The sequence below is a fragment of the Acidovorax sp. GBBC 1281 genome, from assembly GCF_028473645.1.
GTDB lineage: Bacteria > Pseudomonadota > Gammaproteobacteria > Burkholderiales > Burkholderiaceae_C > Paracidovorax.
On the sequence record NZ_CP097269.1, the window covers coordinates 2,426,289 to 2,452,365 of the forward strand.

27 protein-coding genes and 2 tRNA genes are annotated in these 26,077 nt (G+C 64.9%); 19 read left to right on the top strand and 10 right to left on the bottom strand.

The window, feature by feature from the left end; all coding sequences use genetic code 11:
* Positions 1 to 68: 68 nt before the first annotated feature.
* Complete coding sequence (locus tag M5C96_RS11100; protein ID WP_272569117.1) at positions 69 to 485, bottom strand: hypothetical protein; 417 nt, start codon at positions 483 to 485, stop codon at positions 69 to 71.
* Between M5C96_RS11100 and M5C96_RS11105 the strand changes: the two genes are divergently transcribed.
* A complete protein-coding gene (locus M5C96_RS11105; RefSeq protein ID WP_272569118.1) occupies positions 484 to 669 on the top strand; it encodes a hypothetical protein in 186 nt (61 codons plus the stop codon). The two genes, M5C96_RS11100 and M5C96_RS11105, sit on opposite strands and share 2 nt — an antisense overlap.
* Here the strand turns inward: M5C96_RS11105 and M5C96_RS11110 are convergent.
* Both M5C96_RS11110 and M5C96_RS11115 read right to left on the bottom strand, forming a co-directional pair.
* Positions 658 to 1,443: a cold shock and DUF1294 domain-containing protein gene (locus tag M5C96_RS11110; RefSeq protein WP_272569120.1), complete on the bottom strand. Its 786-nt coding sequence runs from the start codon at positions 1,441 to 1,443 to the stop codon at positions 658 to 660. The two genes, M5C96_RS11105 and M5C96_RS11110, sit on opposite strands and share 12 nt — an antisense overlap.
* 3 nt (positions 1,444 to 1,446) lie before the next feature.
* Positions 1,447 to 2,328: a CoA transferase gene (locus M5C96_RS11115; protein WP_272569121.1), complete on the bottom strand. Its 882-nt coding sequence runs from the start codon at positions 2,326 to 2,328 to the stop codon at positions 1,447 to 1,449.
* Between the two features lie 219 nt (positions 2,329 to 2,547).
* On the opposite strand from M5C96_RS11115, the gene ygiD reads away from it, so the two are divergent.
* Complete coding sequence (gene ygiD, locus M5C96_RS11120; RefSeq protein ID WP_272569688.1) at positions 2,548 to 3,408, top strand: 4,5-DOPA dioxygenase extradiol; 861 nt, start codon at positions 2,548 to 2,550, stop codon at positions 3,406 to 3,408.
* A 112-nt stretch (positions 3,409 to 3,520) separates the two neighbouring features.
* Here the strand turns inward: ygiD and M5C96_RS11125 are convergent, their stop codons facing one another.
* On the bottom strand, positions 3,521 to 4,717 hold the full coding sequence (locus M5C96_RS11125; protein ID WP_272569122.1) for an amino acid aminotransferase: 1,197 nt from the start codon (positions 4,715 to 4,717) through the stop codon (positions 3,521 to 3,523).
* A 108-nt stretch (positions 4,718 to 4,825) separates the two neighbouring features.
* On the opposite strand from M5C96_RS11125, the gene uvrB reads away from it, so the two are divergent.
* The 16 genes from uvrB (at position 4,826) to M5C96_RS11205 (ending at position 17,105) form a co-directional block, all read left to right on the top strand.
* A complete protein-coding gene (gene uvrB / locus M5C96_RS11130) occupies positions 4,826 to 6,907 on the top strand; it encodes an excinuclease ABC subunit UvrB (RefSeq protein ID WP_272569123.1) in 2,082 nt (693 codons plus the stop codon).
* Between the two features lie 251 nt (positions 6,908 to 7,158).
* On the top strand, positions 7,159 to 7,695 hold the full coding sequence (iscR, locus tag M5C96_RS11135) for a Fe-S cluster assembly transcriptional regulator IscR (RefSeq protein ID WP_092739258.1): 537 nt from the start codon (positions 7,159 to 7,161) through the stop codon (positions 7,693 to 7,695).
* A gap of 87 nt (positions 7,696 to 7,782) precedes the next feature.
* Positions 7,783 to 9,003, top strand: a complete 1,221-nt coding sequence (locus M5C96_RS11140) for an IscS subfamily cysteine desulfurase (RefSeq protein WP_272569124.1) — start codon at positions 7,783 to 7,785, stop codon at positions 9,001 to 9,003.
* A 34-nt stretch (positions 9,004 to 9,037) separates the two neighbouring features.
* Positions 9,038 to 9,436 carry a Fe-S cluster assembly scaffold IscU gene (iscU, locus tag M5C96_RS11145; protein WP_272553075.1) on the top strand — a complete coding sequence of 133 codons (399 nt, stop codon included), beginning with the start codon at positions 9,038 to 9,040 and terminating at the stop codon, positions 9,434 to 9,436.
* 15 nt (positions 9,437 to 9,451) lie between these two features.
* Positions 9,452 to 9,775 carry an iron-sulfur cluster assembly protein IscA gene (gene iscA, locus M5C96_RS11150; protein WP_092739252.1) on the top strand — a complete coding sequence of 108 codons (324 nt, stop codon included), beginning with the start codon at positions 9,452 to 9,454 and terminating at the stop codon, positions 9,773 to 9,775.
* A gap of 66 nt (positions 9,776 to 9,841) precedes the next feature.
* A complete protein-coding gene (hscB, locus tag M5C96_RS11155) occupies positions 9,842 to 10,360 on the top strand; it encodes a Fe-S protein assembly co-chaperone HscB (RefSeq protein ID WP_272569126.1) in 519 nt (172 codons plus the stop codon).
* Positions 10,361 to 10,437: 77 nt separating this feature from the next.
* Positions 10,438 to 12,309, top strand: coding sequence for a Fe-S protein assembly chaperone HscA (gene hscA, locus M5C96_RS11160; RefSeq protein WP_272569128.1), 1,872 nt, complete (start codon positions 10,438 to 10,440; stop codon positions 12,307 to 12,309).
* A gap of 16 nt (positions 12,310 to 12,325) precedes the next feature.
* Complete coding sequence (gene fdx, locus M5C96_RS11165; protein WP_272569129.1) at positions 12,326 to 12,664, top strand: ISC system 2Fe-2S type ferredoxin; 339 nt, start codon at positions 12,326 to 12,328, stop codon at positions 12,662 to 12,664.
* Complete coding sequence (gene dnaQ / locus M5C96_RS11170) at positions 12,664 to 13,392, top strand: DNA polymerase III subunit epsilon (protein ID WP_272569130.1); 729 nt, start codon at positions 12,664 to 12,666, stop codon at positions 13,390 to 13,392. Before fdx ends, dnaQ begins: the two co-directional genes overlap by 1 nt.
* 25 nt (positions 13,393 to 13,417) lie before the next feature.
* Positions 13,418 to 13,492 (top strand) — tRNA-Val (locus M5C96_RS11175).
* Positions 13,493 to 13,533: 41 nt separating this feature from the next.
* A tRNA-Val gene (locus M5C96_RS11180) sits at positions 13,534 to 13,608 on the top strand.
* A gap of 146 nt (positions 13,609 to 13,754) precedes the next feature.
* The gene (locus tag M5C96_RS11185) at positions 13,755 to 14,810 is read left to right on the top strand and encodes a histone deacetylase family protein (RefSeq protein WP_272569689.1); all 1,056 of its coding nucleotides are present in this window, start codon (positions 13,755 to 13,757) and stop codon (positions 14,808 to 14,810) included.
* Positions 14,807 to 15,910 carry an NAD(P)/FAD-dependent oxidoreductase gene (locus tag M5C96_RS11190; RefSeq protein WP_272569131.1) on the top strand — a complete coding sequence of 368 codons (1,104 nt, stop codon included), beginning with the start codon at positions 14,807 to 14,809 and terminating at the stop codon, positions 15,908 to 15,910. Before M5C96_RS11185 ends, M5C96_RS11190 begins: the two co-directional genes overlap by 4 nt.
* A gap of 125 nt (positions 15,911 to 16,035) precedes the next feature.
* Complete coding sequence (locus tag M5C96_RS11195; RefSeq protein ID WP_272553263.1) at positions 16,036 to 16,344, top strand: DUF883 family protein; 309 nt, start codon at positions 16,036 to 16,038, stop codon at positions 16,342 to 16,344.
* Between the two features lie 43 nt (positions 16,345 to 16,387).
* Positions 16,388 to 16,783: a phage holin family protein gene (locus tag M5C96_RS11200; RefSeq protein WP_272569133.1), complete on the top strand. Its 396-nt coding sequence runs from the start codon at positions 16,388 to 16,390 to the stop codon at positions 16,781 to 16,783.
* Positions 16,784 to 16,787: 4 nt separating this feature from the next.
* Complete coding sequence (locus tag M5C96_RS11205) at positions 16,788 to 17,105, top strand: hypothetical protein (protein WP_272569134.1); 318 nt, start codon at positions 16,788 to 16,790, stop codon at positions 17,103 to 17,105.
* A 79-nt stretch (positions 17,106 to 17,184) separates the two neighbouring features.
* Here M5C96_RS11205 and M5C96_RS11210 read toward each other — a convergent pair whose 3' ends face one another.
* Complete coding sequence (locus tag M5C96_RS11210; protein ID WP_272569135.1) at positions 17,185 to 18,255, bottom strand: quinone-dependent dihydroorotate dehydrogenase; 1,071 nt, start codon at positions 18,253 to 18,255, stop codon at positions 17,185 to 17,187.
* 36 nt (positions 18,256 to 18,291) lie between these two features.
* Here M5C96_RS11210 and rpiA point away from each other — a divergent pair, with 36 nt between their 5' ends.
* On the top strand, positions 18,292 to 18,981 hold the full coding sequence (rpiA, locus tag M5C96_RS11215; protein WP_272569136.1) for a ribose-5-phosphate isomerase RpiA: 690 nt from the start codon (positions 18,292 to 18,294) through the stop codon (positions 18,979 to 18,981).
* 117 nt (positions 18,982 to 19,098) lie between these two features.
* Here the strand turns inward: rpiA and M5C96_RS11220 are convergent, their stop codons facing one another.
* The 5 genes from M5C96_RS11220 to M5C96_RS11240 form a co-directional block, all read right to left on the bottom strand.
* The gene (locus M5C96_RS11220; RefSeq protein ID WP_272569137.1) at positions 19,099 to 19,734 is read right to left on the bottom strand and encodes a glutaredoxin domain-containing protein; all 636 of its coding nucleotides are present in this window, start codon (positions 19,732 to 19,734) and stop codon (positions 19,099 to 19,101) included.
* 42 nt (positions 19,735 to 19,776) lie between these two features.
* Positions 19,777 to 21,816: a M3 family metallopeptidase gene (locus M5C96_RS11225; RefSeq protein WP_272569138.1), complete on the bottom strand. Its 2,040-nt coding sequence runs from the start codon at positions 21,814 to 21,816 to the stop codon at positions 19,777 to 19,779.
* 58 nt (positions 21,817 to 21,874) lie between these two features.
* Entirely contained in the window at positions 21,875 to 22,726 is an 852-nt protein-coding gene (folD, locus tag M5C96_RS11230) for a bifunctional methylenetetrahydrofolate dehydrogenase/methenyltetrahydrofolate cyclohydrolase FolD (protein WP_272569139.1), read from the bottom strand.
* A gap of 82 nt (positions 22,727 to 22,808) precedes the next feature.
* Positions 22,809 to 23,435: a response regulator transcription factor gene (locus tag M5C96_RS11235; protein ID WP_092739228.1), complete on the bottom strand. Its 627-nt coding sequence runs from the start codon at positions 23,433 to 23,435 to the stop codon at positions 22,809 to 22,811.
* A complete protein-coding gene (locus M5C96_RS11240) occupies positions 23,432 to 25,990 on the bottom strand; it encodes a PAS domain S-box protein (RefSeq protein WP_272569140.1) in 2,559 nt (852 codons plus the stop codon). Before M5C96_RS11240 ends, M5C96_RS11235 begins: the two co-directional genes overlap by 4 nt.
* Between the last annotated feature and the right edge of the window lie 87 nt (positions 25,991 to 26,077).

A 26,077-nucleotide genomic window follows, 5' to 3' on the forward strand; every position in this document is an offset into this window, starting at 1 on the left:
CTATATCGGCAGGGGCGCCAAAGTCCAAGGCGCCGGTCCGGTCACGTTTCGGCTTGCTGCCCTGCCTGTCAAGGCACAGGCTGCGGAATCAGGTCCTCGATGATGAGCCGGCGGTAGTAGAAGGCGGCTTGCGCACCGTGTGGCTCTAGAGCGGCCTGCAGGGTTTCCGCATCGTCGTCGTCGCCCACCTTGACCAGCAGGCCATGGTGCCCGGCCGCGGCCAGGTCGGAGATGCGGCGAACGATGGTGCCCTCCGCGCCCACCGAGGGCAGGGGAGTGTCGGCATTGCCCAGCGTGCGCACCACGTGCTGCAGGATGGCGTCCGGCGTGGCGTGGGAGATGTCGGTGCGTTCGCCGTCGGCCCCCAGGGCTTCGGCGGCATCGCGGGCGTGGGCCTCGTCGGGAAAGAGGGCGAAGACATGGCCGGTGGGGTAGAAGGTGCCGGCCGAGGACGTCATGTCCGGGTCGAGGACGAAGGGCTTCATGGGGTTCCTCTCGCTGTGGATTCACCGGCCATTGGGCCCGGGCCCGGACGCCAGCGCTGTAGGGCGGGGCAAGGCCACCGTGTGGGACGCGTCCGAGACGGGCGTGGCCGGGCTGGCGCAGACCCGGCATCGAAACGGCCTGTGGTGCAATGAAATCGCCGGCATGCCGCTACTAAAAACGTAGCAATATGCCCGACTGATGGACCAGCACCGCGGCCAGCGCGGCGCAGTGCACGGCCACGGTGAGCCAGTAGACCGCGCGGAACGATGCCTTGCTCGACTTGTGCCGCAGCCACTGCTGTGCCCACCACGCGGCCGGCCAGCCGCCCAGCACGGCGAGCAGATGCAGTCGCTGTTCGCTGGTGCGCCATCCCCCGCTGCGTGCGGCGTCCTTGTCGCTGGCATACACGGCGAAGGTCACCACGTTGACGGCCACCAGGGCCGCCAGCCATCCCGTGGAGATTCGCTGCGTCCAGACGCCCCAGGCCACGAGCGCCAGCCACGCGACCATCCACGAATAGGCCACGCCATGGTTCTCGGAGCGCGCACCGCGCGAAGGGGTGCGCCGCCGGGCCGGTGGCGACGCAGCGGCGCGTGCCTGGGCGCCTGCGCCTCCGGCTGGTCCACGCTGGTGGGTTTGCCGGGGCGGTGCGCGGCCAGGATCAGCCCGGGAGGGCGGGTCCGATGCCGGGGACGGGGGGCGCGGTCCGCGTCGCGCCATCAGCTGAGGACCTCCACCCGCCTGAAACGGCCCGTGGGCGGCCCGCACGGCCATCGCCCGCGGCCCTTTTCCGCCCACGTGGATTTCCTCGTACACCACGGCCAGGCCGGGCCGCGGCTCCGGTAGACCCTGCAGGTCCCGCGCATGAAAGAACACATCCACGCCCGTATCGCCGCTGCGCAGAAAGCCGAACCCGCGCGTGGCGTCCCAGCGCAGCACCGTGCCTTGCTTTTGCATCGTTCAGTCCAGCGTGTGCAGGGGGATGTCCTCTCCCGTGGCCAGCGCGTCGAGCGCGGCGCGCGTCTGCCCCTGCAAGAACGCTGCGATCGCGGCATGGGTGCCGGGCGCCCGGGGATCGGCCTCTGGCGGCAACCTTGCCGCCCGGGCCAGGCGCGCGAAGAAATGCGGCTCCAGGGCCGCCACCGCCACCCGCCCGTCGGCGCACGGATAGACCCGGTAGCCCGCATGCGCGCCGCCCACATCGCCATCCGGCAGGGTCAGGCCCCAGTCGCGCGGCTGGGCCAGCCACTCGGCGGCGTCCGACAGGGCCACGTCGATGCACGTGCCCTGGCCGGACGCGGCGCGCGCCAACTGCACCTGCAGCACGGCCTCGCTGGCCATGAGGGCGCCGCCCATGTCGGCATACAGCGTGGGCGGCAACGTGGTGCCGGTGACCAGCCCTGCATCGGCGAGGTAGGTGAGATCGTGCCCCGGCTCTTCCGCGCGGTTGCCCGGCGCGCCCACGATGCGCACCATCGACAGCAGAGGGTAGCGCGCGTGCAGCGCGTCCCACCCCAGCCCGAGCTTGGCCAGCGCCGACGGCCGAAACGAGGTGATGAGCACATCGGTGCGCGCCAGTTCCGCCTGCAGCACGGCTTGGCCTGCATCCGTCTTGAGGTGGGCGTGCACCATGCGGACCTGGGCATGCATCGCCGCGTAGGCGGGCGGGCTGTACATCGCCATCGGGTCCGCGCTGGAATGGCCTTCGGGCGGTGGCGGCTCCAGCTTCGTGCATTCGGCGCCCAGGCGCTGGCAGCGCAGCAGGGCGGCGGGGCCGGGCAGGTTCAGCGCCAGGCTCAGGAGCCGGACGCCACGCAGGGGCAGCAGGGAAGGTGCAGTCATGGGCGGAAGGCGAGGTGAATGCAAAGCGCGGCGCGGGGTGGAACAATGCATGGCCCGGGCCGGGCCGTGGAACCTGGCGAACCGGCCGGAACTCCGGCCCACCGTGCCGCTCCGTCCCCGCGGTTATACAAAATCCCATTCCATCGCCCCTTTCGCATGCAACGCAGAACGTCCGTGGCCGCCCTGGCCGGCCTCGCCACCCTTCCCGGAGCTTTCCTCATGTCGCCCTTGTCCAGTGCTGCCACGGCCAACGCCCTGGAGCGGCTCAAGCCCTCGCCGCGCATGCCGGTGCTGTTCGTGGGCCACGGCAGTCCGATGAACGCCATCGAGGACAACGCCTGGCGCCGGGCCTGGCAGGCCATGGGCACCGAGTTGCGGGCGCGCGGCACGCCGCCGCAATTGATCCTGTGCATCTCCGCACACTGGCTCACCCGGGGCGGGTGGCAGCTGACGGGCATGGCCGTCCCGCGCACCATTCACGATTTCGGCGGGTTTCCGCAGGCGCTGTTCGACCAGCAATACCCCGCGCCGGGCGCACCCGCGGTCGCCGCGGGCCTGGCGGGCGAGTTGCGGGCGCCGGCCACGGGACAGCCGCTGGCGGTGGATGCGGGCGAGTGGGGCCTGGACCATGGCACCTGGTCGGTGCTCAAGCCCATGTACCCGGCGGCGGACATCCCCGTGCTGCAGCTCAGCATGGACTACGGCCGCCCGCCGGCCGAGCACTATGCGCTGGGACGGCAACTGCGCGCCCTGCGCGAGCGCGGCGTGCTCATCGTGGGCAGCGGCAACATCGTGCACAACCTGCGCGTCACCCGGCGGGGCACGGCGCCCACTGAGGCATACGACTGGGCGGTGGAGTTCGACACCGTGGTGCAGAACCAGATCAAGCAGGGCGAGCTGGATGCGCTGCAGCACTTTCAGCGGCTGGGCCCGGTCGCGCAGCAGGCCCATCCCAGCCACGAGCACTACCTGCCGCTCCTGTATGCCGCCGCCGCGGCCGATGCGCGCGAAATGCCGCGCTTCTTCAACACGGGCTACCAGTCGGCCTCGATCTCGATGCGGTCGGTGCTGTGGGGTTGATTGCTATATAATTTATAGCGATATGCCCTAGAAGATATTGCGCTGGCGGCCTGAAACACCCTTAATAAAAAACCGCCCGAAGGCGGTTTTTTATTGGCGGCCGGGGCAGGGGTCACACCACCTTGGCGATCGACTGGCAGACGTAGTCGATGTTCTTGCTGTTGAGCGCGGCCACGCACATGCGGCCGGTGTCCGTGCCGTACACACCGAACTCGCTGCGCAGGCGCACCATCTGGTCCTTGGACAGGCCGGAGTAGCTGAACATGCCGATCTGCTGCGTGATGAACGACATGTCCTGCTTCACGCCCGCGGCCTTCAGGCCATCGACCAGCTTCTGGCGCATGGCCTTGATGCGCACGCGCATCTCGCCCAGTTCCTTTTCCCACAGCGCGCGCAACTCGGGGTTGCCCAGCACGGACGCCACCACCGCGCCGCCGTGGATGGGCGGGTTGGAGTAGTTGGTGCGGATGGCGATCTTGAGCTGGCTCAGCACGCGGCCGGCTTCTTCCTTGTCAGCGCACAGCACCGACAGGCCGCCCACGCGTTCGCCGTACAGGCTGAAGCTCTTGCTGAACGAGGTGGACACGAAGAAATTCAGGCCGGCGGCGACGAACTTGCCGATCACCGCACCGTCTTCGGCGATGCCGTGGCCGAAGCCCTGGTAGGCCATGTCCAGGAAAGGCGTCAGGCCCTTGGCCTTGACCACCGCGATCACCTGGTCCCACTGCTCGGGCGTGATGTCGTAGCCGGTGGGGTTGTGGCAGCAGGCATGCAGCACGACGATGGTGCCGGCCGCGGCCGCGTTCAGGCTGGCGAGCATGCCGTCGAAGTTGACGCCGCGTTTGGCCGCGTCGTAGTAGGCGTAGGTATCGACCGTGAAGCCGGCGTTGGTGAACAGCGCGCGGTGGTTTTCCCAGCTGGGGTCGGAAATCAGCACCTTCGCGTCGGGGCTGACCTTCTTCAGGAAGTCGGCGCCGATCTTGAGGCCACCCGTGCCGCCGATGGCCTGCACCGTGGCCACGCGGCCAGAGGTGACGGGCTCGCTGTCCGCACCGAACACCAGGGCCTTGACCGCGTTGTCATAAGCCACGATGCCGTCGATGGGCAGGTAGCCGCGGGCGGCGGGCTTTTCCATCATGGCCTTTTCGGCCGCCTGGACACATTGCAGCAGGGGCAGCTTGCCGTTGTCGTCGAAATACACACCCACGCCCAGATTGACCTTGTGGGGGTTGGTGTCCGCGTTGTATTGCTCATTCAGACCCAGGATCGGGTCGCGGGGGGCCATTTCGACGGCGGTGAACAGAGACATTGAATAGTCCTTGGAGGTTGGAAAACTGACGTTGCGCCCCAAGCTGCGATAGGCTTTCGGGTCAACCGCCGATTTTAGCGGCCCATGCAAGCGAGTCGCCCCCACACCATGCACCCAGTCATCACCGAACCCGTGATCGGCCAGTTCGTCAGCTTCGCGGACTCGCCGTTCGAGCTGTACCAGCCCTATCCCCCAGCGGGCGACCAGCCCGAGGCCATCGAAAAGCTCGTGGAAGGGATCAAGGACGGCGAGGTCTTCCAGACCCTGTTGGGGGTGACCGGCTCCGGCAAAACGTTCACCATGGCCAACGTGATCGCGCGGATGGGGCGTCCGGCCATCGTTTTCGCGCCCAACAAGACCCTGGCCGCCCAGCTCTACAGCGAGTTCCGCGAGTTCTTCCCGAAGAACGCCGTGGAGTATTTCGTGAGCTATTACGACTATTACCAGCCCGAAGCCTATGTGCCGCAGCGCGATCTCTTCATCGAGAAGGATTCCGCGATCAACGAGCACATCGAGCAGATGCGCCTGTCGTGCACCAAAAGCCTGATGGAGCGGCGCGATGTGGTGATCGTCGCCACCGTGTCCGCCATCTACGGCATCGGCGAGCCCGAAAGCTACCACCGCATGGTGATGACGCTGCGCGTGGGCGACAAGCTCAGCCAGCGCGACGTGATCGGGCAGTTGATCCGCATGCAGTACCAGCGCAACGAGCAGGACTTCAGCCGCGGCAAGTTCCGCGTGCGCGGCGACACCATCGACGTGTTTCCGGCCGAGCACTCCGAGCTGGCGATCCGCATCGAGCTGTTCGACGACGAGATCGAGAGCCTGCAGCTGTTCGACCCGCTCACCGGGCGCGTCAAGCAGAAGATCCCGCGCTTCACGGTATACCCGAGCAGCCACTACGTGACCCCGCGCGACAAGGTGCTGACGGCGGTGGAGACCATCAAGCTCGAACTGGCCGAGCGCCTGGGGCAGTTCGTGTCCGAAGGCAAGCTGGTGGAAGCGCAGCGGCTGGAGCAGCGCACCCGGTTCGACCTGGAGATGCTCAGCGAAGTCGGGCACTGCAAGGGCATCGAGAACTACACCCGCCACCTGTCGGGCGCTGCGCCGGGCGATCCGCCCAGCACCCTGACGGACTACCTGCCCAGCGATGCGCTCATGTTCCTGGACGAGAGCCACCAGATGATCGGTCAGCTCAACGCCATGTACAGCGGAGACCGGTCCCGCAAGACCACGCTGGTCGAGTACGGCTTCCGGCTGCCGTCCGCGCTGGACAACCGCCCGCTCAAGTTTGAGGAATTCGAGACGCGCATGCGCCAGGTGATCTTCGTGTCCGCGACACCGGCCGACTACGAAAAGACCCATTCCGGCCAGGTGGTGGACCAGGTGGTGCGCCCCACCGGGCTGATCGATCCCGAGGTCGAAGTGCGCCCCGCCACCCACCAGGTGGACGACGTGCTGCAGGAGATTCGCATCCGCGTGGACAAAGCCGAGCGCGTGCTCATCACCACGCTGACCAAGCGGATGGCCGAGCAGTTGACCGATTACCTGAGCGACAACGGCGTGAAGGTGCGTTATCTGCACTCGGACATCGACACAGTCGAGCGCGTGGAAATCATCCGCGACCTGCGGCTGGGCGCGTTCGACGTGCTGGTGGGGATCAACCTGCTGCGAGAGGGGCTGGACATTCCCGAGGTGTCGCTGGTGGCGATCCTCGACGCCGACAAGGAAGGCTTCCTGCGGGCCGAGCGCAGCTTGATCCAGACCATCGGGCGCGCCGCGCGCAATCTGAACGGCAAGGCCATCCTCTACGCCGATCGGGTGACCGAGTCCATGAAAAAAGCCATCGGCGAAACGGAACGCCGGCGCATCAAGCAGATCGCACACAACGAGGAAAAGGGAATCACCCCCCGCAGCATCGTCAAGCAGGTGAGGGACCTGATCGACGGGGTGTACAGCGAGAAGGCCGGGAAGGACGCCGAGCGGCTGGAGCAGGAATCGATGCGCCGCGCCCAGGTGGAAGACATGTCCGAAAAGGACGTGGCCCGGGAAATCAAGCGGCTGGAAAAGCTCATGCTGGAGCATGCCCGCAATCTGGAGTTCGAACAGGCGGCCCGTGTGCGGGACCAATTGGGCCAGTTGAAATCGCAGGCGTTCGGGGCCTCCGGGGGCGACCAGGTAGCGCTGTAATGGCCAAGTTGGCGACGGTTGGGGAGAAAAGGTGACTGATGGGTTTTGTTACCCGACAAAAACAATAGGGATTTGTGCTATACTTGGGTGAAACACTCAACAAAACAGCCCAACGATGAAGGGCTCCCAAAGTCTCTTCGCTTTCAAGCGAGAGGTGCAAGGAGTTAGGGGCGGAGACGGTGCCTCAGGCGGCAATCATGTTGCCTCGGGGCGTTTCTATAACGGACAAGCCTGACGACAAGGAGCTTGCGATGCGTCTCACTACCAAAGGCCGTTTTGCGGTCACTGCCATGATCGATCTGGCCCTGCGCCAGAACAATGGCCCCGTCACTTTGGCGGCAATCAGCCAGCGGCAACAAATTTCGCTCTCCTATCTGGAGCAGCTTTTCGGCAAGTTGCGCCGGCACGAACTGGTCGAATCCACCCGCGGCCCAGGCGGCGGCTACACGCTGGCCCGCAAGGCGGCGGACATCACCGTGGCGGACATCATCGTCTCGGTGGACGAGCCCATCGATGCCACCCAGTGCGGTGGCAAGGAAAACTGTCTGGGCGAAGCCGGCCGTTGCATGACGCATGAGCTGTGGGCTTCGCTCAACCAGCGCATGGTCGAGTTTCTGGACTCGGTCACGCTTCAAAAGCTGGTGGACGACCAACTGGCCAAGGGCGTTCAGATTGAAGACAAGCCCGTCGTGCGCCGCGCTATCTCGACCACGCCGGTCGTGAAGCCGATTCGCGTCAATGCACCCAACTCGGTCTTCGCGTTGGGCAACGTGTTCGCCAAGTCGTGAGTGGATGCCCGGCTTTGGCCAGGCAGTCGCACACGCCGGATTTTTGACTTCTGACTCTCGCCAGCCAGACCCCTTACTGAGCCAGCCATGGACATGACCCCCCACTTTCCCATCTATCTCGACTACGGTGCCACCACGCCAGTGGACCCGAGGGTCGTGGATGCCATGATCCCATGGTTGCGCGAGCATTTCGGCAACCCGGCTTCACGGAGCCACGCCTGGGGTTGGGAGGCGGAAGAGGCCGTTGAAAAAGCCCGTGTGGAAGTTGCTCGCCTGATCAACGCGGACCCGCGTGAGATCGTCTGGACGAGCGGGGCCACCGAGTCCAACAACCTGGCCATCAAGGGTGCAGGGCAGTTCTACAAGGGCAAGGGCAAGCACCTGATCACGGTGAAGACCGAGCACAAGGCCGTGCTGGACACCATGCGCGAGATGGAGCGTCAAGGCTTCGAAGTCACCTACCTGAACGTGCAGGAAAACGGCCTGCTCGATTTCGAGGTGCTCAAGGCGGCCATTCGCCCAGACACCATCCTGTTGAGCGTCATGTTCGTGAACAACGAAATCGGGGTGATCCAGGACCTGCCGGCGATCGGTGCCCTGTGCCGTGAAAAGGGCATCATCTTCCACGTGGATGCTGCGCAAGCCACGGGCAAGGTGGACATCGATCTTTCGACGCTGCCTGTCGATCTGATGAGCCTGGCGTCTCACAAGACATATGGCCCCAAGGGCATTGGCGCGCTGTATGTGCGGCGCAAGCCCCGCGTGCGTCTGGAAGCGCAGATGCATGGCGGTGGGCATGAGCGCGGGATGCGTTCCGGCACATTGCCGACCCATCAGATCGTGGGCATGGGCGAGGCTTTCCGCATCGCCCGCGAAGAGATGGCACAGGACCTGGCAAAAGCCAAGGCACTGCAAAAGCGCCTGCTCGATGGTTTGCACGATATCGAACAGGTGTTCGTGAACGGCGACATGGAGCGCCGTGTGCCGCACAACCTGAACATCAGCTTCAACTACGTCGAAGGCGAGTCGCTGATCATGGGCATCAAGGGCCTGGCCGTGTCGTCGGGCTCTGCCTGCACTTCCGCCAGCCTGGAACCCAGCTACGTGCTGCGCGCTCTGGGCCGCAGCGACGAGTTGGCACACAGCAGCCTGCGCATGACGATCGGCCGCTTCACCACCGAAGAAGAGATCGACTACGCGGTATCCACCATCCGACACAACGTGGCCAAGCTGCGCGAGTTGAGCCCTTTGTGGGAAATGTACAAGGACGGCGTTGACATCAGCGCCATCCAGTGGGCCGCGCATTGATGGCGCCGGTCAGCAGATTCAAGAGGTAAACATCATGGCTTATTCAGACAAAGTGATCGACCATTACGAGAACCCCCGCAACGTGGGATCGTTCGACAAGGGCGATGATTCGGTGGGCACCGGCATGGTGGGCGCACCGGCCTGCGGCGACGTGATGAAGCTGCAGATCAAGGTGAACCCCGAAACCGGTGTGATCGAAGATGCCCGCTTCAAGACGTATGGCTGCGGTTCGGCGATTGCATCGTCGTCCCTGGTCACGGAATGGGTGAAAGGCAAGACGCTGGACGAGGCGGCTGCACTCAAGAATGCGGAAATTGCGCAGGAACTGGCCTTGCCTCCGGTCAAGATCCATTGCTCCATCCTGGCGGAAGACGCGATCAAGGCGGCCGTGCAAGACTACAAGGCCAAGCACACCGCTATGGCCGCTGCCTGAACGGGGCGAGGTGACATGGCGATCACATTGACCGAAGCTGCGGCCCGACATGTGAGCCGCTATCTCTCCCGTCGCGGCAAGGGCGTCGGAGTTCGGCTGGGCGTGAAGACGACGGGTTGCTCCGGCTTGGCTTACAAGCTGGAGTATGTGGACGAGCAGGGCCCGGAAGACATGGTGTTCGAAGACCATGGCGTGAAGGTGCTCATCGATCCCAAGAGCTTGGCCTACATCGATGGCACCCAGCTGGATTTCGTGAGAGAGGGATTGAACGAAGGCTTCAAGTTCAACAATCCCAACGAGCGAGACCGGTGTGGCTGCGGAGAAAGCTTCCGGGTTTGACCTTTCTATCCACGCTGGTTGCAATGAACCGCCAACGCGTTCCGTGCTGGCGGTTTTTTTCTTGACATGAACCTTCAATCCGACGACTTCGAACTCTTCGGCGTGCCGCGCCAATTCGCGCAGGATCGCCCGGCCCTGGATGCCCGTTGGAAAGAGTTGCAGCGCGAAGCCCATCCTGATCGATTTGCCATGCATGGCCCCTCGGCGCAGCGCCTGGCAATGCAATGGTCGGTGCGCATCAACGAGGCATACCAACGCATCAAGGACCCCCTCAAGCGCGCGGCCTATCTGTGCGAACTGGGCGGTGCGTCGATCCGGGCCGAAGACAACACGGCCATGCCCACCGATTTTCTGATGCAGCAGATGGAATGGCGCGAGGCGCTCGACGACGCGGCAGATCCCTCTTCGCTCGATGCGCTGGACCAAGCCGTTCGAGATGCGCGCGCTGCTGCGCTGCAGCGTTGTAAACAGCTTTTGGATGGGCAGCGCGACTACGCCGCCGCCGCGAACGAAGTCAGAGCCCTCATGTTCATTGCGCGATTTGCCGACGATATCGATCGCCGCAGAGACGCACTGGGACAATAGCGTCTGCCTTTATTGATTGATCGATCGAATGGATGCGGCAGCCAGTGCATGCCGCCTCCCACCTAGAAAAAGACCCCATGGCGCTTTTGCAAATTTCAGAACCCGGCCAATCTCCTGACCCGCACCAGCGGCGCATTGCCGTGGGCATCGATTTGGGCACCACCCATTCCCTGGTGGCGGCTGTGCGCGACGGCATGGCCGAGTGCCTGCCCGACGACCAGGGCCGCGTGTTGCTGCCATCTGTCGTTCGCTACTTGGCAGAAGGCCGCCGCCAGATCGGCTACGAAGCGATGGCAGCCCAGGCGCAGGACGCGGGCAATACCATTGCGTCGGCCAAGCGGTTCATGGGGCGCAGCCTGCAGGATATTGCCCATCCCGAAAAGCTCCCCTACGACTTTGTTGAAGCGCAGGATGAAGGCGGCGGTGGCATGGTCTCCCTGAAAACCGTGGACGGCGCTAAGTCGGCGGTGGAGGTCAGCGCGGAGATCCTGGCGACGCTGCGTTTCCGTGCCGAAGACAGTTTTGACGACGAGATTTTCGGTGCGGTCATCACCGTCCCGGCTTATTTCGATGATGCGCAGCGCCAAGCCACCAAGGACGCAGCGCGTTTGGCGGGCTTGAATCTGCTGCGGCTCATCAACGAGCCGACCGCCGCCGCCATTGCCTACGGCCTCGACAATGCCAGCGAAGGCGTCTATGCGGTGTATGACCTCGGTGGTGGCACGTTCGATGTGTCGATCCTGCGGCTGACCCAAGGGGTGTTCGAAGTGATCGCCACGGGGGGAGACTCCGCTCTGGGGGGCGACGATTACGATGCGGCGCTGGCCGATTGGGTGCTTCAGCAAAAGGGTTTGGTGGCCGTTACGGCTCAGGAGAAGGCCGCCGTTCGGCTGGCCGCACGCGCGTGCAAAGAGGCTCTCAGCGCTGCCGAGACTGCGGCCTTCGTCGCCGAGGTATCGGGCGCCAGCATCGACGTCCCCGTGCACCGGGCCGATCTGGAAGCGGCCACGGCGGCGCTCACCCAGCGTTCGATTGCGGCGGCGCGCCGCACCCTTCGCGATGCGCAGCTGTCTCCCGAGGAGGTGCAAGGCGTGGTGATGGTGGGTGGCTCCACGCGCATGCCGCAAGTGCAGCGCGCCGTGCAAGCGTTCTTCGGAACGGAGCCGCTGAACAACCTGAATCCGGACGAGGTCGTCGCACTGGGCGCAGCCCTTCAGGCAAACCAGTTGGCAGGCAACAATCCATCGGGCGACATGCTGCTGCTGGACGTGATTCCTTTGTCGCTCGGCATCGAAACCATGGGCGGGCTGGTCGAACGCATCGTGTCTCGCAACGAAACCATTCCCACCGCCAAGGCGCAGGACTTCACCACTTACAAGGACGGCCAGACCGCCCTGGCCATTCATGTGGTGCAAGGCGAACGCGATCTGGTGGCGGATTGCCGGAGCTTGGCGCGGTTCGAGCTGCGTGGCATTCCACCGATGGCCGCAGGCGCGGCCAGAATCCGGGTCACGTTCACCGTCGATGCCGATGGCTTGCTCAACGTGAGCGCGAAAGAGCAGGGCAGTGGCATCGAAGCGCGTGTCGACGTCAAGCCTTCCTACGGCCTGTCGGACGACCACATTGCACGCATGTTGCAGGAGGGTTTTGCAACGGCCGCGCAGGACATGCGGGCGCGGTCGCTGGTCGAGGCGCGGGTGGATGCCGATCGCATGTTGATGGCCACCCGCAGTGCGCTGGATGCCGATGCCGATCTGCTCGAAACCGACGAACGCGAAACCATTGAAGCACTGATGCTGGCCTTGCAGCAGGCGCGTGAACTGGACGACGCGGCAGCGATCGAGGCGGCGACCCAGGCACTGGCCCACAGGACCGAGGCATTCGCGGCGCACCGCATGAATCGCGGCATCCAGCAAGCCCTTGGCGGCAAGAACGTGCAAACTCTTTAAACGACGATCCAGCCCCATGCCCGTCATCAAAATACTGCCCCATCCCGAGTACTGTCCCGCGGGCGCCGACATCACCGCGCCCTCCGGTACCTCGATCTGCGAAGCCTTGCTCGACAACGGCATCAAGATCGAGCATGCCTGCGACATGAGCTGTGCCTGCACGACCTGCCATGTGATCGTGCGCGCCGGAGGGGCTTCCCTCAACGAGGCCGAAGAAGAGGAAGAGGATCTGCTCGACCGCGCCTGGGGACTGGAGCCACAGTCGCGCCTGAGTTGCCAGGCGATTCTTGCCCAGAGCGACGTGACGGTGGAGATCCCCAAGTACACCATCAACCACGCCAAGGAGAACCACTGATGTCGCGTCAGATCGTTCTGGACACGGAAACCACCGGCCTGTCGGCCGAAGGCGGCGACCGCATCATCGAACTGGGATGTGTGGAGTTGCTGAACCGCAAGCTCACCGGCAACAACCTGCACCTGTACTTCAATCCGGGGCGCGACAGCCATGAAGACGCGCTCAAGGTGCACGGCATCAGCAACGAATTCCTGCGGGACAAGCCGAAGTTTGCGGAGATGGCCGACGACATCCTGCAGTACCTGCAGGGTGCGGAAATCATCATCCACAACGCAGCCTTCGACGTGGGCTTCCTCAACAAGGAATTGGAACTGACGGGCCGCCCCGGCTTCAAGACGTACGTCGAAAGCGTGACCGACACGCTGGTGATGGCCAAGGAGATGTTCCCTGGCAAGCGCAATTCGCTGGATGCCCTGTGCGACCGGCTCGGCGTCGACAATTCCGGCCGCACGCTGCACGGCGCACTGCTGGATGCGGAACTGCTGGCCGACGTCTACATCAACCTGACGCGCGGGCAGGACCCGTTGCTGATCTCTGACGAAGAAAGCGACACCAAGTCCGGCATTCGTGTGGCGCCGATCGATCTGAGCGCGCTGGTGTTGCAGGTGCTCACCGCCAGCGAGCAGGAATTGTCGTTGCACGAAGAGACGCTGGCCCACATCGACAAAGCCAGTGGTGGAAAAACAATTTGGCGAATTGAGTCTTCGGTCGAAAAAGCTGTGCAATAATCATGGGCTTGTCGCAAGACAACACGGGTGATTAGCTCAGCGGTAGAGCACTGCCTTCACACGGCAGGGGTCACATGTTCGATCCATGTATCACCCACCAGTGTTTTTTGAATCAGAAGTGCATCGCATGGCTGATTCAATGGGTGATTAGCTCAGCGGTAGAGCACTGCCTTCACACGGCAGGGGTCACATGTTCGATCCATGTATCACCCACCACATCAACCCCTGCAGGCTTTGTCTGCAGGGGTTTTTTGTTGCCTGCTTAGCGATGGATGAGGCCTCGCCGGATGCCCGCCGCCCATGTGTTCGGCGCGCTGCGTTCGGCCACAATCGATGGTTTCGATTCCCAAGGCCGCCAGACGATGCTCACCTTTCACAATCCCCTGCACAACGCCCATGCCCCGGTGCATGAGTTCTTTCGTGGCGAACGGGTGCCGTGCTTCGAGAAGCCGGCGCGCCAGGATTATGTGGAGCAGCGTCTGAAAGAGTGCGGCCATGCGCTCCTGGCACCCAATGTCGACAGCGCTGCCGTGTTGAATCAAATCCATGCCGAGCGTTACCTGTCCTTCCTCCAGACCGCGTGGCCGCAATGGCTGGCGCAAGACCCGGCGAATGCCACTGTTCAGCCGTTTCCCTCCGTGTGGCCGGTTCGCACGTTGCGGTCGGACATCGAACCCGCGAATTTCACGGCGCGCTATGGCCTGTATTCCATGGACAACGGGACGCCGCTGGCCGAAGGCACCTGGGCCGCAGCCAAGGCCGGCGCGGACGCGGCTGCCAGTGCCGCGTCCGCGATGGCCAGCGGTGCCGCGGGTGCCTCCTTTTGCGTGACGCGGCCGCCCGGCCACCATGCGGGGCCGGACTTCATGGGAGGCTACTGTTTTCTCAACAACGCGGCCGTCGCAGCCCAGACGCTGCGCAACTCCGGCATGCCTCGCGTGGCGGTGCTGGATGTGGATTACCACCACGGCAATGGCACCCAAAGCATTTTCTACGAGCGTTCGGACGTGCTGTTCATCAGCATCCATGGCGACCCGATGACCGAATACCCTTTTTATCTGGGCCATGCGGACGAGACCGGCCACGGTGCCGGAGCAGGCTTCAACCTGAATCTGCCGCTGCCCGCCGGCACCGGGTTCGACGCATGGTTTGCTGCGTTGGAAAAGGCCTGCACTGCCATCCTGGCTTACGGTCCGCAGGCGGTGGTGGTCTCCCTGGGCTTGGATACGTTCGAGGGGGATCCCATCTCGCGCTTCTCCTTGGCATCCCAGGACTTTTCTCGGATCGGGCAACGCCTGGCACAACTGAACCTGCCGACCGTGTTCGTGCTGGAAGGCGGCTATGCCGCGGCGGAGCTGGGCCTCAACGCGGTGAACGTGATCGATGGGTTCGAAGCGCAAGGCAGGCAGCCATCATGACCGAGTCGGTGGATTGCGTCATCGTTGGCGCGGGGGTGGTGGGGCTGGCCGTTGCGCGTGCCCTGGCCTTGCGGGGGCGCGAGGTGCTGGTGCTTGAGGCCGCCAATGCGATTGGCACGGGAACCAGTTCCCGCAACAGCGAAGTGGTGCATGCGGGGATTTACTACCCCCAAGGATCGCTCAAGGCCCGGCTGTGCGTGCAGGGCCGCGACATGCTCTACGCGTACTGCGAGGCGAGGGGCATCGCGCACCGGCGCTGCGGCAAGCTGATCGTTGCCACGTCGGACGAGCGGCGGGCATCGCTGGAAAGCATCCAGCAAAAGGCGCATGCCAATGGCGTCACCGACCTGCAATGGCTGACGCGGGAGCAGGCCCGGGCCTTGGAGCCCGCGCTGGAATGCGTGGCCGCACTGCTGTCGCCCAGTACCGGCATCGTGGACAGCCATGCATTCATGCTCTCGCTCCAAGGCGATCTGGAGCACCAGGGCGGCATCGTGGCACTGAATTTGCCTCTGGAGCATGCAGTACTAGGGGGTGATGCTATCGTTTTGAAAGCAAGCGACGGCACGCGCTTGAGTGCCCGCACGCTGGTGAATGCCGCAGGCCTGCAGGCGCCCGATCTGGCCAAACGGTTCCATGGCCTCGATCCGCACCATGTACCAACGGCCCGGTACGCAAAGGGTAGTTACTTCACGCTGACGGGCTCATCGCCGTTTTCCCGCTTGATCTACCCTGTTCCCGAAGCGGCCGGGTTGGGCGTGCACCTGACACTGGACATGGGCCACCAAGCCAAGTTCGGTCCCGACGTGGAGTGGGTGGGCTCGGCCGACGACCTGTCGGTCGATCCCGCGCGCGGCGAGGCGTTCTATGCGGAGGTGCGCCGGTATTGGCCCGGACTGCGGGATGGCGCCCTGGTGCCTGGCTATGCAGGCATTCGGCCCAAGATCCACGGGCCGGGCGAGCCCGCAGCGGACTTTTGCATCCAAGGCCCTGAAACGCATGGCATGGGTGGGCTCATCCAGCTGTTCGGCATCGAGTCGCCAGGCCTTACCAGTGCCCTGGCACTGGGCGAGCATGTCGCAGATCAAGTCTCCCGCTGACTTTCTCATCCAAGCGGCCATGGCCTACGGCCGTATGTAAAGCGTGTGACTAAGATGTGGCATCCGCCTACAGCCCGGCTGTATGGGGCGGATTACCTTTATTCCATGCTATGAAAGGCTTCTTCATGACTTCTGCATCCAACACGCTTTCTTCCGCACAAAACGAACTGGAAAAGCTGGTTTCTGACTTGCGTGGCCTTTTGTCCAGCAAGGATCTGGACAGCGTTCCGGAAATCAAGCAACTGCGTCAGCGCCTGGACGATGGCATCCACTCGGTGCGTGACTCCGCTGTGCGCGCCGCCCAGGATGCGGCCTACCAAGCCAAGGAAGCCGCACGCGCTGCTGACCAATACGCCCATGACGAACCTTGGCGTGTGGCCACCGCTGCCCTGGCAGCAGGTGCCCTGGTCGGCTTCCTGCTGGCACGCCGTTAATCCCGTTTAAAAACAATGACCTGATGGCTCAAGAGAGGCTCGCATGAATTGGTTGGCACTTCTGGGATTGGACGGCTGGGTTGCGCGATGGCGCGCTGCTGTCATCGAAGGGGCCATTGCTGCGGAAGACCGGCTGGATCTGGTGAGGCTCGAATGGGCCGAGCAGAAGCGGCGCTTGGGCTTGATGGTCATGCTGGTGGTTGCTGTGGGCGGTCTCACAGTCGTCACCCTGGTGCTCGCGTCACTCGCTGTGTTGGTGCAATTCTGGGATTCGCCCCAGCGCACGATGGTGGGATGGCTGGTCGCCGGCACATGGCTCGTGCTGTGGGCCGGTGCCTTGATCGGATTGATCTCTGTGGCCAAACAGGCGGGCAATGCATTTGCGCTGACGCGGCAAGAACTGGCGCAGGACTGGCGCGACATCAAGGAAAGGCTCTGAGCCCATGACATCCAGATCACCAGATGGCTCTGCTTCCCTGAGCGATCGACAACAAAAAGTTTTAGAGCGCATCGCCATGCAACGCCAGCGTCTGCGGGCAAGGCGCGCCGCGCGATCCCAGGCCATGCAAGTGCAGGCCGCACAAGAGGAACGGCAAGCTGCCGACTCAGACACCTCGATGACCATCCGGCTGCTCGCCTTCGCGCGATCGCATCCCGCCGCCGTTGCCGTGGTGGCTGGACTGGCGGTGGTGGCGGGGCCGGCCCGGCTGATTCGGTGGGCGAGTCTGGCCATGCCGCTGATCATGCAAATGCGGCGTTGAGGCCGCGCGTCGCACGCGTCGTAGCCTTGAAAGCGTAAAACATTAGAAAGGACCCTGTTGGGTCCTTTTTGCATTGGCTTCAGCGCATGGCCTTGATAGCGCGGGCCGCCTGCGGAACCAGCGAAGGGCCTTGGTAGATGAGGCCTGTGTATATCTGCACTACATCGGCGCCCGCCTTGATCTTGCTCACCGCGTCGTCCGCACTCAGAATGCCGCCCACGCCGATGATCGGAAATTGCGACCCCAGTGCCTGCCGCAATTGGCGGATCACTCGATTGCTCGCTTCCAGCACCGGCGCGCCGCTGAGCCCGCCGGTTTCCTCGGCATGCTGCATTCCCTTGACGGCATCTCGGGCAATTGTGGTGTTGGTGGCCACGACGCCGTCCATCCCGTGGCGCTGCAGCGTCGCCGCAATCAGTTCAACCTGGGCCGCGTCCAGATCGGGGGCGATCTTGACGAACACCGGCACGCGGCGAGGAGTCCCCTGGGCATTGGCATGGCGCTGGGCCAGGGCTTCCCGGCGCTCGGCGATCGCGCCGAGCAGCCCGTCCAAGGCTTCATCGCTCTGCAGGGCGCGAAGATTCTGCGTGTTCGGTGAGCTGATGTTCACCGTGACGTAGTCCGCATGGGGATAAACGCCGTCCAGGCAGGCCAGGTAGTCCGCAGTGGCATTCTCGATCGGCGTGGTGGCGTTCTTCCCGATGTTCAATCCCAGCAGCATGGGGTGTTTGCGCGCCTGGGTGCGAAAGCGCGCCTGCTGCACGTTGTGCAGGAAAGCGTCCAGCCCTTCGTTGTTGAATCCCAAGCGGTTGATGAGCGCGTTGGCCTGCGGCAGCCGGAACATGCGTGGCTTGGGGTTGCCCGGCTGGCCCTTGGGCGTGACGGTGCCGACCTCGACGAAACCGAAGCCCATGGCACCCAGTGCGTCGATGCAGCGGGCGTTCTTGTCGAGGCCCGCGGCCAACCCGACCCGGTTGGGAAAGGTCAGGCCGGCCAGCGTCACGGGATCGTCCACGGTGTCGTTGCACCAGGCCCATTGCAAGGGCGTGCGTTGGCCGCGCGACAGCATGTCCATGGTCATGTCGTGGGCGGCTTCGGCATCCATGCCGAAAAGAAGAGGGCGGGCGAGGGCGTAGGGGATCAAGGACATGGGGATAATTCGGTGAACTACTCCCGATTTTCCCCCATGACGACACCTTCACCCCTCACCCAAGAAGAACTCAAGGCCCTGGTCGGCCAGGCGGCCCTGCAATACGTCGTGCCCGACGAGATCGTCGGCGTCGGCACCGGCTCCACGGTGAACCATTTCATCACCGCGCTGGCCACCATCAAAGACCGCATCCGGGGCGCCGTGTCCAGTTCCGAAGCCAGCACCCAGCGGCTGAAAGCCTTGGGGATTCCCGTGTTCGATGCGAACGAAGTCGAGTCCCTCGCGGTCTACATCGACGGCGCCGACGAGATCGACGGTCAGGGCCACATGGTCAAGGGCGGCGGCGCTGCGCTCACGCGCGAAAAGATCGTGGCGGCGCTGGCCCGGCAGTTCGTGTGCATTGCCGACGAGTCGAAGCGGGTGGATGCACTGGGCCAGTTTCCGCTGCCCGTGGAAGTGATTCCCATGGCGGCTCAGCAGATTGCCCGCCGCTTCTCGGCCCTTGGCGGCCAAGCCACGCTGCGCCATAAAGACGGCGCGCCTTTGGTGACGGACAACCAGCAGCACATTCTGGATGTGCGTGGCCTGCGCATCACCGATCCACTGGCTTTCGAGTCGGAGGTGAACCAGTGGCCGGGCGTCGTGACCGTGGGCGTGTTCGCGCACCAGAAAGCCCATGTGTGCCTGCTGGGTACCGCGCAGGGCGTGCGCACCGTTCAATACTGAAAACCTTCAGGGCCGGGCCGCCGCCGGCCTGATGGCCCGGTACCGAATGGCACTGCAGACCGTGTTGCAATCTGCGGGAGTGACGCAGCACCCGGCCTGCAGGTGCCGGATGTTGCGTCAGAACGTGATGCCTGCCGGGTTGCTTGGCGTTCTGCCACCATTGCCGCTCGGTGCGGCGGGGCGAGGTGCTTCCGCCGGCGCGGCAGGTGCCGCAGCAGCAGCGGGGGCTGCCGGCTTGGCCGCGACCATCGGCGCCGTGGGGGCACGGCGATAGTTCGGAGGCAGCTGCGATTGCTTGGGGTAGCCTGCCGCGTCGAGGTACTGCACCCATTCGCTGTCCGAAAAACCCACGAGCTGTTGCGAGCCGATGGTGCCGAACGGCAGATTGGTCGAGCCGCTGAGGCGCTTGAGCGCATCGGCATCTTCTTCGGTGTTCACCGTGCGTTCGGTGAATGGTACGCCGCGGTTCACCAGCAGGTTGCGCGCGCTCACGCACGGCGCGCAGTCGTTGCCGGTGTAGAGCGTGACCGGGAAACGGGTGGCGACCTGCTGCAGTTCATAAGGCAGGGCCGGGCCGCTGGCGCGTCCGCCGCCGACCTGGGCCGGTGGCGTCTTGGCATCGGGCGCGCGGTCCGAGAAGGTCACTTTTCCATCGGGGCCGACGATGCGGTATACCTGCTGTGCCTGGGCGGGCAGGGCGGTCACGGCCAGGAAGGTCGAAGCCAGCGCGAGGGCGAAGAGCGGTTGCTTCATGTCGTAGGACTCCAAAGGGAACAGTCTCGGGTATCGATGGGCTCAGGCGTTGCTGGCCATGCCCTGGTGGCGCAGCAGCGCATCCAGGCTGGGCGCTCGGCCGCGGAACGCCTTGAACGACTCCATGGCCGGACGGCTGCCGCCCGCTTCCAGAATGGCCTGGCGGTAGCGGCGCCCGGTCTCGGCGCTGGGCAGGCCGTCCGCGCCGGCCGTCTCCTCGAACGCGGCGTAAGCGTCCGCGCTGAGCACTTCGGCCCATTTGTAGCTGTAGTAGCCTGCGGCATACCCGCCTGCGAAGATGTGGCTGAAGGTGTGGGCGGTGCGGCTGAAGGCCGGCGGCGTCAGCACCGACACCTCGCTGCGGACCTGGGCCAGCAGGGGCATGAAGTCCTGCGACGGGTCGTGCGAAGTGTGCAGCAGCATGTCGAACAGCGCGAATTCGATCTGCCGCAGCGTGCCCATGCCGCTCTGGAAATTCTTCGCCGCGATCATCTTGTCGAACAGCGCGCGCGGCAGCGGCTCGCCAGTCTCCACATGGGCGGTCATGTGCTTGAGCACGTCCCACTCCCAGCAGAAGTTTTCCATGAACTGGCTGGGCAACTCGACCGCATCCCATTCGACGCCGCTGATGCCCGAGACATCGCGCTCGTTGATCTGGGTGAGCATGTGGTGCAGGCCGTGGCCGAACTCGTGGAACAGCGTGATGACGTCGTCGTGGGTCAGCAGCGGCGGCGCGCCGTTCACGCCTTCGGCGAAGTTGCACACCAGGTGCGCCACGGGCGTTTGCAGCTTGCCCGTGTCGGGGCGCAGCCAGCGGGTGCGCACATCGTCCATCCAGGCGCCGCCGCGTTTGCCGTTGCGCGCTGGCTGGTCCAGGTAGAACTGTCCCACGAGCTCCGTGCCGCGCTCGATGCGATAGAACTCCACGGCCGGGTTCCAGACGGGCGCGCTGTCGCGGCGAATGGCCACTTCGAACAGCGTCTCAACGATCTTGAACAGGCCGGCCAGGGCCTTAGGCGCGGTGAAATACTGTTTGACCTCCTGCTCGCTGAAGGCGTAGCGCGCTTCCTTGAGCTTCTCGGAGATGTAGGGCCAGTCCCAGGCCTGCGGATCGGCAATGCCGAGATCCTTCGCTGCGAACTCGCGCATGTCGGCGACGTCTTTTTCGGCGTAGGGCCGGGCACGGCGGGCCAGGTCACGCAGGAAATCGATCACCTCCTGGGGCGAGTCGGCCATCTTGGCGACGACCGATACCTCGCCGAAATTGGCGTAGCCCAGCAGTTGCGCCTCTTCTTTGCGCAGGGCGAGGATCTCGCGGATGAGGGCGCTGTTGTCGAAGCGTTTGGCATCGCCTTCGGCCTGGTCCGAGGCGCGGGTGACATAGGCGCGGTACAGCGTTTCGCGCAGGGCGCTGCTGCGGGCGAACTGCATCACCGGCAGATAGCAAGGCATCTTGAGGGTGAGCTTGTAGCCAGCCTTGCCCTCGGCTTGCGCCGCGGCCAGTGCGGCCTGCTTCACGTCGTCGGGCAGTCCGTCGAGCTCGTCTTCCCGGGCGTAGTAGGCGAAGGCGTCGGTGGCGTCGAGCGCGTTTTCGCTGAACTTCTGGCTGAGTTCCGCCTGGCGCTCCTGGATCTGCGCGAAGCGTTCGCGCGCCGCGCCCTGCAGCTCGGCGCCCGACAGCACGAAGTTGCGCACGGCGTTGCGCAAGGCCTGGCGCTGCTCGGTGTTCAGCGTCTGCGGATCGATGGCCTTGTACTTGGCGTACAGGCGTTCATCGGCGCCCAGGCGGGTCCAGAACTCGGTGACGCGGGGCAGGGCCTCGTTGTAGGCCGCGCGCAGTTCGGGGGTGTCGGCCACGCTGTTGAGGTGGCTCACCGCGCCCCAGGAGCGGCCCAGCGCTTCGGTCGCGACATCCAGCACCTCGGCGATCGATTCCCATCGCGCCGGAAAGTCGGGCGCCGTGACGGTTTCCAGTGCCGCGCTCGCACGCTGCAGCAGCACATCGACTGCCGGGGCCACGTCGCTGGGCTGGATGCGGTCGAACAGGGGGAGGTCGGAGGGGGCGAGGAGGGGATTGCTCATGCGCGGATAGATGGCGTTGGATGGGTCAGGTTCAAGCCGGCCGTGGCAGCAAAAATGGTCAGGCGGCTGCGCGCTCCGCAGCTTCGAGCGTGTTGACGAGCAGCATGGTGATGGTCATGGGGCCGACGCCTCCGGGCACAGGGGTGATCCAGCCGGCCACCTCGCTCACGCCGGCAAAGTCCACGTCGCCGCAGAGCTTGCCTTCATCGTTGCGGTTCATGCCCACGTCGATCACCACCGCGCCGGGCTTGACCATGTCGGCCGTGAGCACGTTGCGCTTGCCCACGGCGGCCACGATCACGTCGGCCTGCAGGGTCTGCGCCTTCAAATCTTGCGTGGCGCTGTGGCACACGGTCACGGTGGCGTTCTTTTGCAGCAGCATGAGCGCCATCGGCTTGCCCACGATGTTGCTGCGGCCGATGACCACCGCATGCTTGCCCTGCAGCGAGTAGCCGATGGATTCGAGCATCTTCATGCAGCCATAGGGCGTGCAGGGCCAGAAACCGGGCATGCCGGTCATGAGCGCGCCGGCGCTGGCGATGTGAAAGCCGTCCACGTCCTTGGCGGGCGAGATCGCCTCGATGACCTTCTGCGCGTCGATGTGCGCGGGCAGCGGCAACTGCACCAGGATGCCGTGGATGGCCGGGTCGTTGTTCAGGGCCTCGACGCGGGCGAGCAGTTCGGCCTCGCTCATCGTGGCATCGTACTTTTCCAGCACCGAATGCAGCCCGCTGTCCTCGCAGGCCTTGACCTTGTTGCGCACGTAGACCTGGCTGGCAGGGTTGTCGCCCACCAGCACCACGGCCAGGCCGGGGACGGTGCCGCGCGCTTTCAGGGCAGCGGCGCGCTGGGCCACTTCGGTGCGCAGTTGGCGGGAGAGGGCGTTGCCGTCGATCAGTTGGGCTGTCATTCGTCGAGAAACTCAGGTTGGCAATGAAAACGGCTGCCTGCCGGCGGTTTGATTGTGCTGGCAGCTATCAAATCAGGAGCAATCAGCCTTTGGGCGCATTTTGGCCGAGGGCGATCTTGAGCAGGTCGGCCACGGTGTTGGCGTTCAGCTTTTCCATGATGTTGGCGCGGTGCGCCTCCACGGTCTTGATGCTGATGCCCAGGTCGTCGGCGATCTGCTTGTTCAGGCGGCCGGCGACGATGCGCTCCAGCACCTGGGCTTCACGGCCGGTGAGCTTGGACAGCAGGGCGTCGCGGCTGGCGGCCTGCTGGTGGCCGGCGAACGATTCGCGCGCCCGGTCGAGCATGCGGTCCACCAGGCCCACGAGCTCTTCCTCGTTGAACGGCTTCTGGATGAAATCGAGCGCGCCTTTCTTCATGGTGTTCACGGCCATGGGCACGTCGCCGTGGCCGGTGATGAAGACGACGGGCAGGGGGGACTTGCGTTCGAGGAGCCGGTCCTGCAATTCCAGGCCGGTCATGCCGCCCATGCGGATGTCGACGATGAGGCAGGCGACTTCGCGGGGGTCGTAGCGCGAGAGGAAGGATTCCGCCGAATCAAAGCAGCGCACCCGATAGTCCTTGCCTTCCAGCAACCACTGCAGGGAGTCGCGGACGGCTTCGTCGTCATCCACGACGTAGACGGTGCCTTTTTTCGGAATCAAGCTCATGCAGGGGTCCTTGGATGTGATGCGTTTGCTACAGAATTCGTAGTGGCATCCGCAGGCTGCGCCAGCGGAAGCCAGAAGGAGAACCGGCAGCCGGTGACCTCCGGGCCATTGTAGAGGTTCTCCGCCTGCATCCTCCCCTGGTGGGACTCGACGATGCTGCGGCACAGGTTCAGGCCCATGCCCATGCCTTCCTGCTTGGTGGAGAAGAAGGCCTCGAACAGATGCTCCAGCACTTCGGGGGCCAGGCCCTTGCCGGTGTCCTGCACCGTGAACTCGATCACTTCGCGGCCTTCGAGCTGGCGGGGCACGACGCGCAGCTCCACGCTGCGCCGGGGCGGCGGGCGCTGGGCGTGCTCGATGGACTCGGCGCCGTTCTTCATCAGGTTGACCAGCACCTGCTCGATCAGGATGGTGTCGGCCATCACCTGGGGCAGCCGCGCCGCCACGTAGTGGGTCAGGCGCACGTTGTGCCGGCGCAGTTCGATGTCGGCCAGCTCGACCGCCTCGCTGACCATGGTGTGGACGTCCGCCAGTGCGCGATTGGGCTCGCTGCGCTTCACGAAGGCACGGATGCGCTGGATGATCTGCCCCGCGCGTTGCGCCTGGTGGGCGGTCTTTTGCAGCGCGGACAACAGCGCCTCTTCGGTGATCTGCCCGCTTTCGATGCGCGAGACCATGCCGCTGCAGTAGTTGCTGATGGCGGTGAGCGGCTGGTTCAGTTCGTGCGCCACGCTGGAGGCCATCTCTCCCATGGTGATGAGCCGGCTGACCGACTGGGCCCGCTCGGCCTGCCGCGCGGCCTGTTCCTCGGCCTGGCGGCGCGGCGTGATGTCGGTGGCGATCACCATCTGGGCCAAGCGCCCGTCCACCCAGTTCAGGTAGCGCGATCGCACTTCGAGCCACTTGCCCAGGTCCGGCAGGTAGATCTCGGCGTTTTCGGACCGGGCGCTGGTGAGCGGATCGGTCGGCAGGCCCATCAGCCCGTCCTCGTCGTCCATGCCGCGCGCGCTGGCGGTGGTGGAGGGCAGCACGCCCGCCTGCGCGACCAGTTGCAGGTGCCCGCCCGTCTGCGAGCCGAACCACTGGCGGTACAGCTTGTTGGCGAACAGCAGCTCCTCACTGCCCAGCGGTGCGACCGACACCGAGGCATCGAGCGACTCCAGCACGATGGTGAAGCGCTCGTGCGATGCGGACAACTGCTCGCGCACGCGGTTGGGCTCGGTGATGTCGGTCATCGACGTCATCCAGCCGGTCTGGTGGCCATGGGCGTCGATCAGGGGCGAGACATACAGGCGCGCGTCGAACAGCGTGCCGCTCTTGCGCTTGACCCGCACCTGGAACCCGCCCAGCGTGACCTTGCCGCTCAACTCGTCGCGCAGCTTGGCGTGCAGCGCTTCGTGGTCGCTCTCGGGCCAGTAGGTGTAGGGCGGCGACTGGCCGACCAGATCGGCCTCGTTCCAGCCGGTCATCTGGCAGAACGCGGCATTCACGTAGGTGATGCGCCCCTGCATGTCCAGGGCGCGCATGCCGGTGAGGATGGAGTTTTCCATCGCCCGGCGGAAGTTGGTTTCGGCCACCAGCGCCTGCTGGGCCTGCATGCGCCGGCGCGTGTGGCGCCAGGTGGCGATCAGCAGCCAGGCCGTCATGGCGCTCAGCGTGCCCACCAGCCAGAACAGCCCGCTGCCCACAACGCCGAGCGAGGTGCGGTAGGCCTGCGCGCGCAGCACCAGCCCGTTGCCCACGGGCGAGACCGGCACCTCGTATTCGTTGGCGCGCGCGGTCCACGGCAGCAGCCCGGAGGCGCTGCGCGGCGTGAGCGCGCTGCCCGCCAGCACCTGGTCGTGCCCATCCAGCATGGTGACGGCGTAGCGCGCCAGCACCTCGGTCGGCGTGCCGTAGCGCAGCAGGCTGTCGATGGAATATTCCGCCAGCACCACGCCGGTGAACTTGCCCTGCGCGGCCAGCGGCACCTGCAGCTGCAGCAGCGGGGCGGTTTCGCCTTCGGTGCCGTTGGGCTGGGCGTACACGGGCTGCTGCAGGTCCCGGGCGAGGCTGAAGGTGTCGGCGGTGTCGCCGTTCTTGAGCACCTCGCCCGCCACGCGCAACTGGCCGCTGGTGACGGTGGGCGCCGCATGGCTGGCGCGGATGCGGCGGCGGTCGTCGATCCAGCTGATGGCCTGCAGTTCAGGGTACTGGCTGATGAGGCCTTCGGCGCGCGCCACGAAGTCGGCGCGCTCCAGGTCCTGGTTGGAGAGGTCGCGCGCGATGCGCATGATCTGCTCCTGCCGCTCCAGCAGGCGCAGCCGCACGCGCTGCTGCGCGTATTCCACGTCGCGCTTGAGGGCTTCCTGCTCGCGCTCGCCTTCTTCCATGCGCAAATACCAGAACGCCGCCACGATGGCCGCCAGGAACATCAGCACGGCGGCCAATGGCGCGAGGGCCGCGAAGCGGTCCTGGCGGGTGGGGGAGAGGCTGCGCCACCAGGTGCGCCACCAGCGCACGGGGGCGACCACAGCGGGCCCGGTGGCCGGGGGCGGAGAAGGCGGACGTTCCATGGGCGGAGTGTAGGGGAGCACTGGAGGCCTTCTTCCGGGATGAAAAATGTGCACTTGCAGCAATATTTTGCATTATGAAAATGAAAA

What these genes read in the sequence shown, in the direction of transcription:
- M5C96_RS11105 (WP_272569118.1), top strand. Translation starts at nt 484, where the DNA reads ATGGGGTTCCTCTCGCTGTGGATTCACCGGCCATTGGGCCCGGGCCCG.
- M5C96_RS11100 (WP_272569117.1), bottom strand. Translation starts at nt 485, where the DNA reads ATGAAGCCCTTCGTCCTCGACCCGGACATGACGTCCTCGGCCGGCACC.
- M5C96_RS11110 (WP_272569120.1), bottom strand. Translation starts at nt 1,443, where the DNA reads ATGCAAAAGCAAGGCACGGTGCTGCGCTGGGACGCCACGCGCGGGTTC.
- M5C96_RS11115 (WP_272569121.1), bottom strand. Translation starts at nt 2,328, where the DNA reads ATGACTGCACCTTCCCTGCTGCCCCTGCGTGGCGTCCGGCTCCTGAGC.
- ygiD (WP_272569688.1), top strand. Translation starts at nt 2,548, where the DNA reads ATGTCGCCCTTGTCCAGTGCTGCCACGGCCAACGCCCTGGAGCGGCTC.
- M5C96_RS11125 (WP_272569122.1), bottom strand. Translation starts at nt 4,717, where the DNA reads ATGTCTCTGTTCACCGCCGTCGAAATGGCCCCCCGCGACCCGATCCTG.
- uvrB (WP_272569123.1), top strand. Translation starts at nt 4,826, where the DNA reads ATGCACCCAGTCATCACCGAACCCGTGATCGGCCAGTTCGTCAGCTTC.
- iscR (WP_092739258.1), top strand. Translation starts at nt 7,159, where the DNA reads ATGCGTCTCACTACCAAAGGCCGTTTTGCGGTCACTGCCATGATCGAT.
- M5C96_RS11140 (WP_272569124.1), top strand. Translation starts at nt 7,783, where the DNA reads ATGGACATGACCCCCCACTTTCCCATCTATCTCGACTACGGTGCCACC.
- iscU (WP_272553075.1), top strand. Translation starts at nt 9,038, where the DNA reads ATGGCTTATTCAGACAAAGTGATCGACCATTACGAGAACCCCCGCAAC.
- iscA (WP_092739252.1), top strand. Translation starts at nt 9,452, where the DNA reads ATGGCGATCACATTGACCGAAGCTGCGGCCCGACATGTGAGCCGCTAT.
- hscB (WP_272569126.1), top strand. Translation starts at nt 9,842, where the DNA reads ATGAACCTTCAATCCGACGACTTCGAACTCTTCGGCGTGCCGCGCCAA.
- hscA (WP_272569128.1), top strand. Translation starts at nt 10,438, where the DNA reads ATGGCGCTTTTGCAAATTTCAGAACCCGGCCAATCTCCTGACCCGCAC.
- fdx (WP_272569129.1), top strand. Translation starts at nt 12,326, where the DNA reads ATGCCCGTCATCAAAATACTGCCCCATCCCGAGTACTGTCCCGCGGGC.
- dnaQ (WP_272569130.1), top strand. Translation starts at nt 12,664, where the DNA reads ATGTCGCGTCAGATCGTTCTGGACACGGAAACCACCGGCCTGTCGGCC.
- M5C96_RS11185 (WP_272569689.1), top strand. Translation starts at nt 13,755, where the DNA reads ATGCTCACCTTTCACAATCCCCTGCACAACGCCCATGCCCCGGTGCAT.
- M5C96_RS11190 (WP_272569131.1), top strand. Translation starts at nt 14,807, where the DNA reads ATGACCGAGTCGGTGGATTGCGTCATCGTTGGCGCGGGGGTGGTGGGG.
- M5C96_RS11195 (WP_272553263.1), top strand. Translation starts at nt 16,036, where the DNA reads ATGACTTCTGCATCCAACACGCTTTCTTCCGCACAAAACGAACTGGAA.
- M5C96_RS11200 (WP_272569133.1), top strand. Translation starts at nt 16,388, where the DNA reads ATGAATTGGTTGGCACTTCTGGGATTGGACGGCTGGGTTGCGCGATGG.
- M5C96_RS11205 (WP_272569134.1), top strand. Translation starts at nt 16,788, where the DNA reads ATGACATCCAGATCACCAGATGGCTCTGCTTCCCTGAGCGATCGACAA.
- M5C96_RS11210 (WP_272569135.1), bottom strand. Translation starts at nt 18,255, where the DNA reads ATGTCCTTGATCCCCTACGCCCTCGCCCGCCCTCTTCTTTTCGGCATG.
- rpiA (WP_272569136.1), top strand. Translation starts at nt 18,292, where the DNA reads ATGACGACACCTTCACCCCTCACCCAAGAAGAACTCAAGGCCCTGGTC.
- M5C96_RS11220 (WP_272569137.1), bottom strand. Translation starts at nt 19,734, where the DNA reads ATGAAGCAACCGCTCTTCGCCCTCGCGCTGGCTTCGACCTTCCTGGCC.
- M5C96_RS11225 (WP_272569138.1), bottom strand. Translation starts at nt 21,816, where the DNA reads ATGAGCAATCCCCTCCTCGCCCCCTCCGACCTCCCCCTGTTCGACCGC.
- folD (WP_272569139.1), bottom strand. Translation starts at nt 22,726, where the DNA reads ATGACAGCCCAACTGATCGACGGCAACGCCCTCTCCCGCCAACTGCGC.
- M5C96_RS11235 (WP_092739228.1), bottom strand. Translation starts at nt 23,435, where the DNA reads ATGAGCTTGATTCCGAAAAAAGGCACCGTCTACGTCGTGGATGACGAC.
- M5C96_RS11240 (WP_272569140.1), bottom strand. Translation starts at nt 25,990, where the DNA reads ATGGAACGTCCGCCTTCTCCGCCCCCGGCCACCGGGCCCGCTGTGGTC.